This is a genomic window from Variovorax sp. YR566, assembly GCF_051992195.1.
In the GTDB taxonomy this organism is placed as follows: domain Bacteria; phylum Pseudomonadota; class Gammaproteobacteria; order Burkholderiales; family Burkholderiaceae_C; genus Variovorax.
Genome location: NZ_CP197092.1, coordinates 6,905,366 through 6,917,832, shown reverse-complemented (window position 1 = coordinate 6,917,832; position 12,467 = coordinate 6,905,366). Strand labels below are relative to the sequence as shown.

At 63.8% G+C, this 12,467-nt stretch carries 21 protein-coding genes; 18 read left to right on the top strand and 3 right to left on the bottom strand.

What is annotated here, in order from left to right; all coding sequences use genetic code 11:
- Positions 1-3: 3 nt before the first annotated feature.
- The 14 genes from rpsJ to ACTG4X_RS32405 all read left to right on the top strand — a co-directional run bounded on the left by rpsJ (position 4) and on the right by ACTG4X_RS32405 (position 8,465).
- Positions 4-318 carry a 30S ribosomal protein S10 gene (gene rpsJ / locus ACTG4X_RS32470; protein WP_007838118.1) on the top strand — a complete coding sequence of 105 codons (315 nt, stop codon included), beginning with the start codon at positions 4-6 and terminating at the stop codon, positions 316-318.
- A gap of 153 nt (positions 319-471) precedes the next feature.
- Positions 472-2,043, top strand: a complete 1,572-nt coding sequence (locus tag ACTG4X_RS32465; RefSeq protein ID WP_097197783.1) for a hypothetical protein — start codon at positions 472-474, stop codon at positions 2,041-2,043.
- Between the two features lie 17 nt (positions 2,044-2,060).
- A complete protein-coding gene (locus tag ACTG4X_RS32460; RefSeq protein WP_440532872.1) occupies positions 2,061-2,609 on the top strand; it encodes a hypothetical protein in 549 nt (182 codons plus the stop codon).
- A 237-nt stretch (positions 2,610-2,846) separates the two neighbouring features.
- Complete coding sequence (gene rplC / locus ACTG4X_RS32455) at positions 2,847-3,527, top strand: 50S ribosomal protein L3 (RefSeq protein ID WP_093057774.1); 681 nt, start codon at positions 2,847-2,849, stop codon at positions 3,525-3,527.
- Positions 3,527-4,147: a 50S ribosomal protein L4 gene (gene rplD / locus ACTG4X_RS32450; protein ID WP_019657681.1), complete on the top strand. Its 621-nt coding sequence runs from the start codon at positions 3,527-3,529 to the stop codon at positions 4,145-4,147. Before rplC ends, rplD begins: the two co-directional genes overlap by 1 nt.
- On the top strand, positions 4,144-4,479 hold the full coding sequence (gene rplW / locus ACTG4X_RS32445) for a 50S ribosomal protein L23 (RefSeq protein WP_093057773.1): 336 nt from the start codon (positions 4,144-4,146) through the stop codon (positions 4,477-4,479). Before rplD ends, rplW begins: the two co-directional genes overlap by 4 nt.
- 2 nt (positions 4,480-4,481) lie before the next feature.
- Positions 4,482-5,306 carry a 50S ribosomal protein L2 gene (gene rplB, locus ACTG4X_RS32440; RefSeq protein WP_093057772.1) on the top strand — a complete coding sequence of 275 codons (825 nt, stop codon included), beginning with the start codon at positions 4,482-4,484 and terminating at the stop codon, positions 5,304-5,306.
- Positions 5,307-5,316: 10 nt separating this feature from the next.
- On the top strand, positions 5,317-5,595 hold the full coding sequence (gene rpsS / locus ACTG4X_RS32435) for a 30S ribosomal protein S19 (RefSeq protein WP_007838132.1): 279 nt from the start codon (positions 5,317-5,319) through the stop codon (positions 5,593-5,595).
- A 9-nt stretch (positions 5,596-5,604) separates the two neighbouring features.
- Complete coding sequence (gene rplV, locus ACTG4X_RS32430) at positions 5,605-5,937, top strand: 50S ribosomal protein L22 (RefSeq protein ID WP_007838134.1); 333 nt, start codon at positions 5,605-5,607, stop codon at positions 5,935-5,937.
- Positions 5,938-5,954: 17 nt separating this feature from the next.
- Complete coding sequence (rpsC, locus tag ACTG4X_RS32425) at positions 5,955-6,869, top strand: 30S ribosomal protein S3 (protein WP_093057771.1); 915 nt, start codon at positions 5,955-5,957, stop codon at positions 6,867-6,869.
- A gap of 52 nt (positions 6,870-6,921) precedes the next feature.
- Positions 6,922-7,338 carry a 50S ribosomal protein L16 gene (rplP, locus tag ACTG4X_RS32420; RefSeq protein ID WP_007838137.1) on the top strand — a complete coding sequence of 139 codons (417 nt, stop codon included), beginning with the start codon at positions 6,922-6,924 and terminating at the stop codon, positions 7,336-7,338.
- Between the two features lie 55 nt (positions 7,339-7,393).
- On the top strand, positions 7,394-7,603 hold the full coding sequence (gene rpmC / locus ACTG4X_RS32415) for a 50S ribosomal protein L29 (protein ID WP_056589463.1): 210 nt from the start codon (positions 7,394-7,396) through the stop codon (positions 7,601-7,603).
- A gap of 9 nt (positions 7,604-7,612) precedes the next feature.
- Entirely contained in the window at positions 7,613-7,882 is a 270-nt protein-coding gene (rpsQ, locus tag ACTG4X_RS32410; protein WP_015867662.1) for a 30S ribosomal protein S17, read from the top strand.
- Positions 7,883-7,958: 76 nt separating this feature from the next.
- Positions 7,959-8,465, top strand: coding sequence for a peroxiredoxin (locus ACTG4X_RS32405; RefSeq protein ID WP_097197785.1), 507 nt, complete (start codon positions 7,959-7,961; stop codon positions 8,463-8,465).
- A 22-nt stretch (positions 8,466-8,487) separates the two neighbouring features.
- Here ACTG4X_RS32405 and ACTG4X_RS32400 read toward each other — a convergent pair whose 3' ends face one another.
- A complete protein-coding gene (locus tag ACTG4X_RS32400) occupies positions 8,488-9,075 on the bottom strand; it encodes a GNAT family N-acetyltransferase (RefSeq protein WP_097197786.1) in 588 nt (195 codons plus the stop codon).
- Positions 9,072-9,782 (bottom strand): cytochrome b/b6 domain-containing protein, encoded by a 711-nt coding sequence (locus tag ACTG4X_RS32395; RefSeq protein WP_093057768.1) that lies wholly within the window; start codon positions 9,780-9,782, stop codon positions 9,072-9,074. Before ACTG4X_RS32395 ends, ACTG4X_RS32400 begins: the two co-directional genes overlap by 4 nt.
- Positions 9,783-9,945: 163 nt before the next feature.
- Between ACTG4X_RS32395 and ACTG4X_RS32390 the strand changes: the two genes are divergently transcribed.
- Positions 9,946-10,392, top strand: a complete 447-nt coding sequence (locus ACTG4X_RS32390) for a c-type cytochrome (RefSeq protein ID WP_097197787.1) — start codon at positions 9,946-9,948, stop codon at positions 10,390-10,392.
- Positions 10,393-10,457: 65 nt separating this feature from the next.
- Here ACTG4X_RS32390 and ACTG4X_RS32385 read toward each other — a convergent pair whose 3' ends face one another.
- Positions 10,458-10,955 (bottom strand): TlpA disulfide reductase family protein, encoded by a 498-nt coding sequence (locus ACTG4X_RS32385; RefSeq protein WP_093057766.1) that lies wholly within the window; start codon positions 10,953-10,955, stop codon positions 10,458-10,460.
- A 100-nt stretch (positions 10,956-11,055) separates the two neighbouring features.
- Between ACTG4X_RS32385 and ACTG4X_RS32380 the strand changes: the two genes are divergently transcribed.
- The 3 genes from ACTG4X_RS32380 to ACTG4X_RS32370 all read left to right on the top strand — a co-directional run bounded on the left by ACTG4X_RS32380 (position 11,056) and on the right by ACTG4X_RS32370 (position 12,461).
- Positions 11,056-11,598: a hypothetical protein gene (locus ACTG4X_RS32380; RefSeq protein WP_097197788.1), complete on the top strand. Its 543-nt coding sequence runs from the start codon at positions 11,056-11,058 to the stop codon at positions 11,596-11,598.
- A 169-nt stretch (positions 11,599-11,767) separates the two neighbouring features.
- On the top strand, positions 11,768-12,223 hold the full coding sequence (locus tag ACTG4X_RS32375; protein ID WP_093057764.1) for a PTS sugar transporter subunit IIA: 456 nt from the start codon (positions 11,768-11,770) through the stop codon (positions 12,221-12,223).
- Positions 12,192-12,461 carry an HPr family phosphocarrier protein gene (locus ACTG4X_RS32370; RefSeq protein ID WP_093057763.1) on the top strand — a complete coding sequence of 90 codons (270 nt, stop codon included), beginning with the start codon at positions 12,192-12,194 and terminating at the stop codon, positions 12,459-12,461. Before ACTG4X_RS32375 ends, ACTG4X_RS32370 begins: the two co-directional genes overlap by 32 nt.
- Positions 12,462-12,467: the final 6 nt, after the last annotated feature.

Here is a 12,467-nt window from a genome sequence, read left to right as displayed (position 1 = left end):
ACCATGGCTACCAAGCAAAAAATCCGCATCCGCCTGAAGGCATTCGACTACAAGCTGATCGACCAGTCGGCAGCCGAGATCGTCGACACCGCCAAGCGCACCGGCGCGATCGTCAAGGGCCCCGTGCCCCTGCCGACCCGCATGAAGCGTTTCGACATCCTGCGTTCGCCGCACGTCAACAAGACGTCGCGCGACCAGCTGGAAATCCGCACGCACCAGCGCCTGATGGACATCGTCGACCCGACCGACAAGACCGTGGACGCGCTGATGAAGCTCGACCTGCCGGCCGGCGTGGACGTCGAGATCAAGCTGCAGTAATCCGTTCGACCTCGCGTCGCGGTTATTTGTGAAGCCCGCCTGCAGAAATGCAGGCGGGCTTTGTGCTTTATGTCGCGCAGATGTGGCATCCTCGCCGGACGACAGCCTCCCTCCATCGAGGCGTCGGACAGCTGAAACGAGGGCAGCACAGCTATGAGACAAAGCATCTCTTTTGCGTCGGGTTTGGTGGCTTGCATCGCGGCGGCGTTGCTGACCGCATGTGGCGGCGGTGGGGGAGGAGGCGGTGGCGGCATTCCCTTGCTGCCCGTGCTTCCGACGACGCCAGTTGCCCTGAGTGGCACGGCCACTTACGAGTCGGTGCCCAATCCCAGTGGCCGCCTCGTGTATTCCGATATCTCGATCAAACCGGTGCGTGGTGCTTTTGTCGAAGTACTCGACGCCACCAGTGGCAGCCAGCTGGCCACGACTTCCACCGATGACAACGGCGCCTACTCGGCGAGCGTTCCGTCAAACGCGAACGTCGTTGTCCGCGTGCGCGCTCAACTGACCCGCACTGGCGCGCTTCCGAGTTGGGACGTCACCGTGCGTGACAACACGCAGTCGAACGCGATCTATTCCATGCAGTCGTCGGCATTCTCCACCGGCACCGCGGCGCTCACCCGCGACCTGCGCGCCGGCAGTGGATGGGGCGGGTCGAGCTACACCAGCCAGCGTGTGTCCGGGCCGTTCGCCGTGATGGACACGGTCTACACCGCGATGCAGAAAGTGCTGTCGGTGGCTCCGGCGACTGCGTTTCCGTCGCTGAAGGTGTTCTGGAGTGTCAACAACACCAACTCCGGCGGCAGCATCGCGCTGGGCCAGATTGGCACCACGTTCTTCATTGGCAGAAGTTCGGGTGCCGAAATCTACGTGCTCGGCAAGGAAGATGTGGATACTGACGAATTCGACGCGCCCGTGATCGCGCACGAATGGGGCCACTACTACCAGGCCTCCTTCAGCCGCGACGATTCGCCGGGCGGCGCGCACTCCACGAGTGAACTCATCGACCGCCGCCTCGCTTTCTCCGAAGGATGGGGCAACGGCTGGTCGGGCATTGCGTTGGGGCGCAGCAACTATGTCGATTCGGGTGGCCCTGGCCAGGCCCAGGGCGGCAGCCTCGATCTCACGCAGGGGCCGGCGACCAACCGAGGATGGTTCCGCGAATCCTCGATTCAGTCGATCTTCTGGAATCTGAATCAGCAGGTCGGTTTCAAGCCGATCCACGACACGATGACGGGGGCGCTATTCAGGAGCGGTGCGCCGGTCACGTCGATTCATCCGTTCGCCGTGGCATTCAACGCGACAGCGCAGGGCAGTGCATCCACGCTGGCCGCGTTGCTCACGGGGCAGAGCATCACGGTCAATGATGCCTACGGCGCGGGGGAGGGCAATGATGGCGGCGTGTCGATCGCGTTGCCGATGTACAAGCAGGCAGTGGTCGGTACGGCCACTTCGGCCTGTGTGACGAACGCTGCGGATCCTCAGCGTGACGGAAACAAGCTCGGAAGCTTCGCGTACCTGCGTTTCACGGCGCCCACCAACCGTGGTTACCAGTTCACGATCTCCCCGCCGGGGGGCGCTAATCCCAACTACGCAATCTATCGAGGTGGCGTGGTAAGCCGAAACACCAGCTCGGTCAACCTGTCGGCTGGCGACTATGTTCTGGTTGTCAACGATCTCAACAATTCCGCCACCAGCACCTGCTTCGGCGTGATCATTCAGTAGCAGCGAGGAAGGCCGCCATGAACCTCCGTTCCAGTTCGACGATTGCCGCTGTGGCATGCTTGACGCTAGCCGCCGCGTCGGCGCCGGTCTTTGCAGATGGCGTGCCGGCGCCCCGCACCGCGAAGCACGCAGCCTCGTCCCGCAATGCTGCGCCTATGACGGTCGCAGCACGCAAGCCCAACGATTCCGGTGTCGTGATCCAGTTCAGGGTAGAGGGCACGCCCCAGGTTGGCCGGCCGATCTCTGTTGTTCTGCAGTTCGACGGCGTGAGCGATCCGGCGGGTGCCACCGCGCGCCTGACGACCGATGCCGGCCTGACCCTGACCACAAGCAGCAGCCTGGCCCTTCCCGCCGGCCAGCGTACGACCGCCACCGCCACGGTGACGAGCGACCGCGAAGGTCTCGCCTATCTGAACGTCTTTGTCACGCAGAACGGCGCCATGAGCATCGTCGCCATCCCCGTGCAGACCGGCTCGGCCGCCCCGGCCATGAAGGCTGCAGGCGAGATGAAGTCGTCCGCGGAAGGCGAAAAAATCATCTCGCTGCCGGCCAAAGAGCCGAAATAAGCCGCGAAAGACCCCGGAAACGGGGCTTCGGCGCCCTCAAAACGGCCACAACTGCAGTGCTTGCGCGGAGCCCGCATCGCGGGCTATAATCGCTGGCTCTGCCCTTGCTGCGTCTGCATTGGGTGTCGTTCTGGCAGAGATTTATCAACCTTCTTACGCTGTCGGGGAAGCCCGGCAAACGCTGTCGCCAATTGAAGTGGCAGCGGCGTAGGGAGTTTCCATTTTTGGAGAAAACAAATGAGTCTGAGCAACTCCCTCGGGTTGCTGGGCCGCAAGGTGGGGATGATGCGTCTCTTCACCGATGACGGGGACGCAGTTCCTGTCACGGTGGTGGATGTGTCCAACAACCGTGTGACCCAGATCAAGTCCCAAGAGACCGATGGCTACGTCGCCCTGCAGGTGACGTTCGGTTCGCGCAAAGCATCGCGCGTGACCAAGCCCGAAGCCGGCCACCTCGCCAAGGCAGGTGTCGAAGCAGGCGAAATCATCCAGGAATTCCGCGTTACCGCCGATACCGCTGGTCAGCACAAGGCTGGCGGCGTGATCGCAGTGACGAGCGTCTTCTCCGTGGGCCAGAAGGTGGACGTGCAAGGCACTTCCATCGGCAAGGGCTACGCTGGCACGATCAAGCGTCACAACATGAGCTCGCAACGCGCGTCGCACGGTAACAGCCGTTCGCACAACGTTCCCGGCTCGATCGGTATGGCACAAGACCCCGGTCGCGTGTTCCCCGGCAAGCGCATGACGGGCCACCTCGGCGACGTCACCCGCACGACGCAAAACCTCGACGTGTTCCGCATCGACGAAGCACGTCAACTGCTGCTCATCAAGGGCGCGATTCCGGGTTCGAAGGGTGGCTTCGTCACCGTGCGTCCCGCTGTCAAGGCCAAGCCGCAAGCGGCCCAAGGAGCGAAGTAATGGAACTCGAACTCCTGAACGAACAAGGCCAGGCCGCGTCGAAGTACGACGCCCCCGAGACCGTGTTCGGCCGTGACTACAACGAAGACCTGGTTCACCAGATCGTCGTTGCATTCCAGGCCAACGCACGCCAAGGCACGCGCGCCCAGAAGGACCGCGAACAGGTCAAGCACTCGACCAAGAAGCCTTTCAAGCAAAAGGGAACGGGCCGTGCCCGTGCCGGTATGACGTCCTCGCCGCTGTGGCGCGGGGGTGGCCGGATTTTCCCGAACATGCCTGACGAAAACTTCTCGCAGAAGATCAACAAGAAGATGTATCGCGCCGGCATGGCGTCCATCTTCTCGCAGCTGGCTCGCGAAGGCCGTCTGGCCGTGGTCGATTCGATCAAGGTCGACTCGCCCAAGACCAAGCCGCTGGCAGCCCGTTTCAAGGCGATGAATCTCGAGTCCGTGCTCGTGATCGCCGAAGAAGTCGACGAAAACCTGTACCTTGCCTCGCGCAATCTGGTCAACGTTCTCGTGGTCGAACCCCGCTACGCCGATCCGGTGTCGCTGGTTCACTACAAGAAGGTGCTGGTCACCAAGGGTGCCGTCGACAAGCTCAAGGAGATGTTCGCATGAGCCGCGTGAACCCTACCGCCGCTGAACGTACGTTCGAAGAAGGCCGCCTGATGGCGGTGCTGGTCGCCCCGATCGTGTCCGAAAAGGCAACGATGGTCGGCGAGAAGTCGAACGCTGTCACTTTCAAGGTGCTGCAAGACGCCACCAAGCCCGAGATCAAGGCCGCTGTCGAACTGATGTTCAAGGTCGAAGTCCAGGGCGTGTCGGTGCTCAACACCAAGGGCAAGACCAAGCGCTTTGGCAAGTCCATCGGCCGCCGCGACAACGTTCGCAAGGCCTATGTGACGCTGAAGGCCGGTCAAGAGCTCAACCTCGTTGGGGAAGGCGCTTAATCATGGCCGTCATCAAGATGAAACCCACTTCGCCGGGCCAACGCGGCGCGGTGAAGATCTCGCGTGACCACCTGTTCAAGGGTGCTCCTCACGCAGCCCTGCTGGAACCCCAGTTCCAGAAGGCCGGCCGTAACAACAACGGTCACATCACGATCCGTCACCGTGGCGGTGGTTCCAAGCACCACTACCGCGTTGTCGACTTCGTGCGCAACAAGGACGGCATCCCGGCCAAGGTCGAACGCATCGAGTACGACCCGAACCGCACCGCCCACATCGCTCTGGTCTGCTACGCCGACGGCGAGCGCCGCTACATCATCGCCCCGCGCGGTCTTGAAGCCGGTGCAACGCTGCTGTCGGGCGCCGAAGCCCCGATCCGCGCCGGCAACACCCTGCCGATCCGCAACATCCCGGTCGGCTCGACGATCCACTGCATCGAATTGCAACCCGGCAAGGGCGCGCAGATCGCACGTTCGGCTGGTACGTCGGCCACGCTGCTGGCCCGTGAAGGCGTTTACGCCCAGGTCCGCATGCGTTCGGGCGAAGTCCGCCGCATTCACATCGAATGCCGCGCGACGATCGGCGAAGTTGCCAACGAAGAGCACAGCCTGCGCCAGCTCGGCAAGGCAGGCGCCAAGCGCTGGAAGGGTATTCGCCCGACCGTTCGCGGCGTCGTGATGAACCCGGTCGACCACCCGCACGGTGGCGGCGAAGGCAAGACTGGCGAAGGCCGCCATCCTGTCGACCCATGGGGCAATCTGACCAAGGGCTATCGCACCCGTAACAACAAGCGCACGCAGGTCTTCATCGTGTCGCGTCGCAAGAAGTAAGGGATAGCCAATGACTCGCTCTCTCAAAAAGGGTCCTTTCGTCGACCACCACCTCGTGGCCAAGGCCGACAAGGCCGTGACGACCAAGGACAAGAAGCCGATCAAGACCTGGTCGCGCCGCTCGATGGTCCTGCCCGAATTCATCGGTCTGACCATCGCTGTGCACAACGGCAAGCAACACGTGCCCGTGTACATCACCGACCAGATGGTCGGCCACAAGCTCGGCGAATTTGCGCTCACGCGCACGTTCAAGGGGCACCCCGCGGACAAAAAAGTCCAGAAGAAGTAAGGAACGACCATGTCTGAAACACGTGCAGTCCTCCGCGGTGTCCGCCTGTCGGTCGACAAGGGCCGTCTGGTCGCGGATCTCATCCGCGGCAAGAAGGTCGATCAAGCGCTCAACGTTCTGCAGTTCACGCAGAAAAAGGCCGCTGTGATCATCAAGAAGGTGCTCGAGTCGGCAATTGCCAACGCCGAGCACAACGACGGTGCCGACATCGACGAGCTGAAGGTCAAGACCATCTACGTCGAGCAAGGTGCAACGCTCAAGCGCTTCACGGCGCGGGCCAAGGGTCGCGGCAATCGCATCAGCAAGCCCACGTGCCATGTGTACGTGACGGTTGGCAACTAAGAAGGCCTGGAAGAAATATGGGACAGAAAATCCACCCAACCGGGTTCCGCCTTGCGGTCACCCGTAACTGGTCCAGCCGTTGGTACGCAAGCGACCGCGATTTCGCGGGCATGCTGGCCGAAGACATCAAGGTTCGCGAATACCTGAAGAAGAAGCTGAAGAACGCTTCGGTCTCGCGCGTCATGATCGAGCGTCCCGCCAAGAACGCACGCATCACGATCTACTCGGCACGTCCGGGCGTCGTGATCGGCAAGAAGGGCGAAGACATCGAGAATCTCAAGCGCGAACTGGGCAAGCAGCTCGGCGTGCCGGTCGCGGTCAACATCGAAGAAGTGCGCAAGCCCGAAATCGATGCGCAGCTGATCGCCGACAGCATCACGCAGCAGCTCGAAAAGCGGATCATGTTCCGCCGCGCCATGAAGCGCGCCATGCAAAACGCCATGCGTTTGGGTGCCCTGGGCATCAAGATCATGTCGGCTGGCCGCCTGAACGGCATCGAAATCGCACGTACCGAGTGGTACCGCGAAGGCCGCGTGCCGCTTCACACCCTGCGCGCCGACATCGACTACGGCACCTCGGAAGCCAAGACCACCTACGGCGTCATCGGCGTCAAGGTCTGGGTCTACAAGGGCGACACGCTGGGTCGTAACGACCTGCCGGCCGTCGAAACGCCGCGTCCTGAAGAAGAACGTCGTCCGCGCGGTCCGCGCCGTGATGGCCGCCCTGGTGGCGACCGTCCGGGCAGCGACCGTCGTGGTCCCGGCCCGCGCGCCGGTGCCCGTGGCCCGATCGGTGGCAACACCGCCCCGGCCGATGGCAGCGACAAGCCCGCAGAAGCAACCGGCGGTGCCGGTGCAGACTCGAAACCCGCCGTTAAGCGCGTCCGCAAAGCCGCGCCCGCTGCAGCAGCGGACGGTGCCAAGACCGAGTAATCGGTCGCTCCCGGGCACGCAAGTGCCTGGGGCCCTCACGGAGTAACAAAACATGCTGCAACCTGCACGCAGAAAGTTCCGCAAGGAACAAAAGGGCCGCAACACCGGCATCGCAACCACGGGTAACTCGGTTGCGTTCGGTGACTTCGGTCTCAAATGCACCGACCGCGGCCGCCTCACGGCGCGCCAGATCGAAGCCGCTCGTCGCGCGATTTCGCGTCACGTGAAGCGCGGTGGCCGTATCTGGATCCGCGTGTTCCCGGACAAGCCAATCTCTACCAAGCCCGCTGAAGTGCGGATGGGTAACGGTAAGGGCAACCCCGAGTACTACGTCGCTGAAATCCAGCCTGGCAAGATCGTGTTCGAGATCGTCGGCGTGCCCGAAGAACTCGCCCGCGAAGCGTTCCGCCTGGCCGCCGCCAAGCTTCCGCTGCGTACGACGTTCGTCGCTCGCCAGCTCGGCGCCTGAGAGGAGAACATCCATGGCAACACGTAAGAAAAAAGAAACCGCGGCTCCGGCCAAGGTGACGAAGGCCGCAACCCTGCGCACGAAGGACGTCGCGGGCCTGCAAGCCGAAATCAAGGATCTGCAGAAGGCCCATTTCGGCCTGCGCATGCAGAAAGCCACGCAACAGCTGTCGAACACCTCGACGCTGCGCGTTACGCGTCGCGACATCGCACGCGCCAAGACCATTCTTGCTCAGAAGCAGCAAGAAACCCCCGCCGCCAAGTAAGGAGTGAACATGACGGAAGCTAAAAAATCCCTCAAGCGCACCTTGATCGGCAAGGTGGTCAGCGACAAGCGTGCCAAGACCGTGACCGTGCTGGTCGAGCGCCGTGTGAAGCACGAGCTCTACGGCAAGATCGTGGCCAAGACGAGCAAGTACCACGCCCATGACGAAAAGGGCGAGTACAAGCTGGGCGACACCATCGAGATCACGGAAAGCCGTCCGATCTCGAAGACCAAGAACTGGGTCGTGACCCGTCTGGTCGAAAAGGCCGTTCTGGTCTGATCATCCCCGGCTCGATACAGCCCATCTAGAAACGGCCCACAATGTGGGCCGTTTTTCTTTTTCAGGAGCACATTCAATGATCAAAGTCGGCGACACCCTTCCTTCGGCCACCCTGCAGGAATATTCCGAGGTCGAGGGCGAAGGCTGCAGCATCGGCCCGAACGCCGTGGACGTGAGCAAGGCTTCGGCGGGCAAGACCATCGCGCTGTTCGCGTTGCCCGGCGCCTTCACGCCCACCTGCTCGGCCAAGCACGTGCCGGGCTACGTGCAGCACTTCGACGACTTCAAGGCTGCCGGCGTGGACGAGATCTGGTGCGTGAGCGTGAACGACGCTTTCGTGATGGGCGCCTGGGCGCGCGACCAGAAGACCGGCGCCAAGGTGCGCATGCTGGCCGACGGCAGCGCCGATTTCGCCAAGGCTACCGGCCTCACGCTCGACCTGACCGGCCGTGGCATGGGCCTTCGCAGCAACCGCTATTCGATGCTCGTGAAGGACGGAAAGGTCGCGTCGCTGAACGTCGAGGCACCGGGCAAGTTCGAAGTCAGCGACGCCGACACCCTGCTGGCCCAGGCCCGCGGCTGATCAGCCGCTCCGGTCAGAGATCTCAGAGATCCACTTTGAGGTAGTGGGCCCCGGCGACGGGGTTGTGATAGTAGGGCGGCACCTCCGCGAAGCCCAGGTCTTCGTAGAGGGCCCGCGCCGACTCCATGTCGTCGAGCGTGTCGAGCAGCACGCAGCCGTATCCCGCGCTGCGTGCTGCATCGATGATCGCCTCGGCCAGTTGACGGCCCAGGCCAAGGCCGCGGAACCCGGGGCGTACGTACAGGCGTTTCATTTCCGCGGCGTTCGCGTAGTCCGCGCTGTCGAGCGGCCGCAGCGCGCAGCACCCCGCCACATGCGCCAGCGTGCCGTCGGCACGTTGCAGCGTCGGCGCCTGACGCCCGGCGTCTTCCGACACATTAATCGGATCGACCAACGCCAACAACAGCGTGCCGCGTGGCTCGGCGTACTCGCCGGGCAATTGCGCCAGCTCACTATCGAAATCCTGAAAATCCAGATCGATGCCCAGCGAACCCGCATAGTCGCTGAAGATCGCGCGCGCGGCCTCGATCTCGTGCGCCTCTTCGGGCGTGAGCAACACGACAGCCGGCATCGCCGACAGCGGCAGGGGGCGTGACACAGAGAAGCTCATACGCGCAACGAAGAAACCCAATAAGCCACGCCCGCGCACAGCGCGAACAACACCAGCGCAAGCCAGCGCGAGGCCGCGTCGTCGCGGCTCGGCGCCACCTGGCCGCTCTCTGCGGAAACCAGCTTGTCTCCCGTCACCATCGGCCGCACCAGGCGATGCCGCTTGACGAGCACGTAGAACAACACCGCCAGCACATGCAGGCTCACGAGCGCAATCACGGCCCACTTGCCCTGCGCCTTGTGCCAACCCGTGGCCAGGCTCACGACCTCGCCCGAGACAAAACGAGTGAGCGGCCCGGACGCCGAGATTTCGTCGTCCGCCATCAGCCCGGTAGCGACCTGCAACGCCAGGATCGCCAGCACAGCGAACACCGACAGCGCGCCCAGCGGCGTGTGCCCGATCAGATGGTCCGGATGGGCCCGTCCGCGCAGGTACGCCACGACCGACCCCGGCCCGTAGACGAAGGCCGCAAAGCGCGACCAGCGCCCGCCGACGAAACCCCAGAGCAGCCGGAACAGCAGCAGCGAAAGCACCGTGTACCCAAGGCGGAAGTGCCATTCCATGACGCCGCCCAGGCCGGTGCCGATCATGCCGATGACGGCGATGGCCAGCGCCCAGTGGAAAAGGCGCGTCGGCAGGTCCCAGACCCGCGTGCGGGCACCGGGGCCGGAGGCCGCGCGAAAGGCGGCCACGGAGGAGTCGGTCATCGAAGAAGGCGCCAAGGGGGCGCAATGCTGCGGAAGGCGCAGATTAGCAAAGTCCGGGCCCCAGTCTGCTTCGGGTTGTTGCTATGCACCGGACACGGCCCGCCCCTACACTCGCCGGCAACGCTGCGTTCGACGGCGTCTTTCCCCACAACGAGGACCCACGATGACCCGACTTGCTTCGTTCGCCCTAGCAGCCGCCTGCGCTGCCATGTCTCTTCCCGCCGCGGCCCAGTTTGCCAAGCCCGAGGACTCCATCAAGTACCGCCAGAGCGCGCTGTTCGTGATGAGCCAGCATTTCGCTCGCCTCGGCGCCATGGCCAACGGCCGTGCGCCCTACGACGCCAGCGCTGCCGCGGCCAATGCCGAAGTGGTCGCCGACATGGCGAAGCTGCCCTGGGCCGGCTTTGGTGCCGGCACCGAGGGCGGCAAGGCCAAGCCCGAAGTCTGGAAGGAAGACGCCAAGTTCAAGGAGCGCCAGCAGAAGCTGATGGAAGAAACCGGCAAGCTGGTGACCGCTGCCAAGGCCGGCAACCTCGACGCGCTCAAGGCCCAGTTCGGCCCGACCGCCGCAAGCTGCAAGGCCTGCCACGACAGCTTCCGCAACCAATAAGCAAGCCGCTTCGCCAAAACAAAAGGCGCTCTTTCGGAGCGCCTTTTCGTTGGGAAGACCGGAGATCAGGCTTCGGCCAGCAGCTTTTCGATCAATTTGTGCAATTCGGCGAAGTCCGGCTCGCCCACATAGCGCTTCACGATCTCGCCGCGCTTGTTGACCAGGTAGGTGGTCGGCGTGAGTTTCACGTCGCCCCAGGCCTGCGCCACGCTGCCGGTGTTGTCGATCGCCACCTTGAACGGCAGCTTGCGCGTCTGGGCGAAATTGACGACGTAGCTCGGCGGGTCGTAGCTCATGGCCACGGCCAGGGTGTCGTAGCCCTGCGCCTTGTATTTGTCGTAGGTGGCGATGACCTTGGGCATCTCGCCGACGCAGGTCACGCAGCTTGTGGCCCAGAAGTTGACCAGCGTGACCTTGCCCTTCAGGTCCGCCGTGCTCTTTTGCGTGCCGTCGAGCAGCACGAAGGTCGAGGCCGGCGCGGCAGTGGCGCCGGAGCCGAGGTACACGCCCACGCCGGTGGCCAATGCGATGACGACGGCGGCAGCGGCGATGTATTTTTTCATGGCTTCAAGCAAGAGAAGGGCGGCGCGATTTTAGTTCCGCGTGCCGGATCGTGCTGGCGGCGTTCCGGCGGCCCTCGCGCAGTTCGATAATCGCTGCCCCATGCCGTCGTCGCCCGCTTTCTCTTCTTCCTGGCTGGCGCTGGCCGCGGCGGCCCTGCTCGCAGCCTGCAGCCCTACTTTCAACTGGCGCGAAGTGCCGGTCGCCGAATCGGGCCTGATCGCGCTGCTGCCCTGCAAGCCGGACCGCGCAAGCCGCGCCCTGCCGCTGGGCGCCGAATCGGTGCAGGTCGACATGGCGGGCTGCGAAGCCGGCGGTGCGACCTTCGCCATCGCGCATGCCTCCGCCAAAGGCCCCGAACAGGCCGAGGCCTGGCTCAACGCATGGCACGCTGCCACGCGCGGCCAACTGGGCGAAGCGCAGATGACGCAAGCCCCCGCCAGCGTGCAGCGCGCGACCGCCACACCCGCCCCGTTGCGGCTCGACGCCCAGCCGCGGCTGCAAGGCGCCGCGCCGGTACAGGTGCTCTGGTTCGCCCAGTCGCAAAAAGACGGCACCGTGGCGCTTTACCAGGCCACTGTGCTGGGCAAGCCTTCCTCGGCCGAAGCGTCGAAGGCATTCTTCGAGGGCCTGCGGCTTCCATGAGCGGCGGCGCCATCCGCTATTGTTTTGATAGTGTCTCCCGCGACAGGTGTGGACACACGGCTGTCTCATTTCGTGCGGCGTTGTCTGTTTTTCGGGGCTGCTGCGTTATGTCGTATATCTACTTCCCCTGGGCGCCCCCGCATAATCGACGAGTCGTCCTCCGTCCCGCATGAACAGCATCCTCATCATCGCCCACTCACCGTTCGCACACGCGCTGCGGCAGTGTGCGCTGCATGTGTTTCCCGACTGCGAGCAGGCCATCGTCGCGCTCGACGTGCTGCCCAACGTGTCGCCCGAAGAAACGCTGGCGGCCGCGCGCATCACGCTTGCGCAGCAACTGCACACGCCGCGCTCGCAGGTGCTGGTGCTGGCAGACGTGTTCGGCGCCACGCCCTGCAACGTGGCGCAGAAGCTGGTGGACGGCGTCCGGTCGCGGTTGGTGGCGGGGGTCAATCTTCCGATGCTGCTGCGCGCCGTCACCTACCGGCATGAGCCTCTGGAGACGCTGGTGCAGCGCGCCCTCGCGGGCGGCACCGCGGGCGTCATGCAGGTGGCGGTGGCGGCTCCCCAGAATCAGGCGAAAAGAAAGCACAGTGATCAAGAAATCCGTGACCATCAGCAATAAGCTGGGCCTGCACGCACGCGCATCGGCCAAGCTGACCAAGCTCGCAGGCAGCTTTCCCTGCGAGGTGTGGCTCTCCCGCGGCGATCGCCGCATCAATGCCAAGAGCATCATGGGCGTGATGATGCTGGCCGCCGGCATCGGCTCGACCGTCGAGCTCGAGACCAACGGTGCGCAGGAAGAAGAAGCGATGAACGCCATCGTCCAGCTCATGGACGACAAGTTCGGCGAAGGCGAGTAAGGACCG

Bases quoted from the DNA above. Each gene is read 5' to 3' on its own strand.
- rpsJ (WP_007838118.1), top strand. From the start codon at position 4: ATGGCTACCAAGCAAAAAATCCGCATCCGCCTGAAGGCATTCGACTAC.
- ACTG4X_RS32465 (WP_097197783.1), top strand. From the start codon at position 472: ATGAGACAAAGCATCTCTTTTGCGTCGGGTTTGGTGGCTTGCATCGCG.
- ACTG4X_RS32460 (WP_440532872.1), top strand. From the start codon at position 2,061: ATGAACCTCCGTTCCAGTTCGACGATTGCCGCTGTGGCATGCTTGACG.
- rplC (WP_093057774.1), top strand. From the start codon at position 2,847: ATGAGTCTGAGCAACTCCCTCGGGTTGCTGGGCCGCAAGGTGGGGATG.
- rplD (WP_019657681.1), top strand. From the start codon at position 3,527: ATGGAACTCGAACTCCTGAACGAACAAGGCCAGGCCGCGTCGAAGTAC.
- rplW (WP_093057773.1), top strand. From the start codon at position 4,144: ATGAGCCGCGTGAACCCTACCGCCGCTGAACGTACGTTCGAAGAAGGC.
- rplB (WP_093057772.1), top strand. From the start codon at position 4,482: ATGGCCGTCATCAAGATGAAACCCACTTCGCCGGGCCAACGCGGCGCG.
- rpsS (WP_007838132.1), top strand. From the start codon at position 5,317: ATGACTCGCTCTCTCAAAAAGGGTCCTTTCGTCGACCACCACCTCGTG.
- rplV (WP_007838134.1), top strand. From the start codon at position 5,605: ATGTCTGAAACACGTGCAGTCCTCCGCGGTGTCCGCCTGTCGGTCGAC.
- rpsC (WP_093057771.1), top strand. From the start codon at position 5,955: ATGGGACAGAAAATCCACCCAACCGGGTTCCGCCTTGCGGTCACCCGT.
- rplP (WP_007838137.1), top strand. From the start codon at position 6,922: ATGCTGCAACCTGCACGCAGAAAGTTCCGCAAGGAACAAAAGGGCCGC.
- rpsQ (WP_015867662.1), top strand. From the start codon at position 7,613: ATGACGGAAGCTAAAAAATCCCTCAAGCGCACCTTGATCGGCAAGGTG.
- ACTG4X_RS32405 (WP_097197785.1), top strand. From the start codon at position 7,959: ATGATCAAAGTCGGCGACACCCTTCCTTCGGCCACCCTGCAGGAATAT.
- ACTG4X_RS32400 (WP_097197786.1), bottom strand. From the start codon at position 9,075: ATGAGCTTCTCTGTGTCACGCCCCCTGCCGCTGTCGGCGATGCCGGCT.
- ACTG4X_RS32395 (WP_093057768.1), bottom strand. From the start codon at position 9,782: ATGACCGACTCCTCCGTGGCCGCCTTTCGCGCGGCCTCCGGCCCCGGT.
- ACTG4X_RS32390 (WP_097197787.1), top strand. From the start codon at position 9,946: ATGACCCGACTTGCTTCGTTCGCCCTAGCAGCCGCCTGCGCTGCCATG.
- ACTG4X_RS32385 (WP_093057766.1), bottom strand. From the start codon at position 10,955: ATGAAAAAATACATCGCCGCTGCCGCCGTCGTCATCGCATTGGCCACC.
- ACTG4X_RS32380 (WP_097197788.1), top strand. From the start codon at position 11,056: ATGCCGTCGTCGCCCGCTTTCTCTTCTTCCTGGCTGGCGCTGGCCGCG.
- ACTG4X_RS32375 (WP_093057764.1), top strand. From the start codon at position 11,768: ATGAACAGCATCCTCATCATCGCCCACTCACCGTTCGCACACGCGCTG.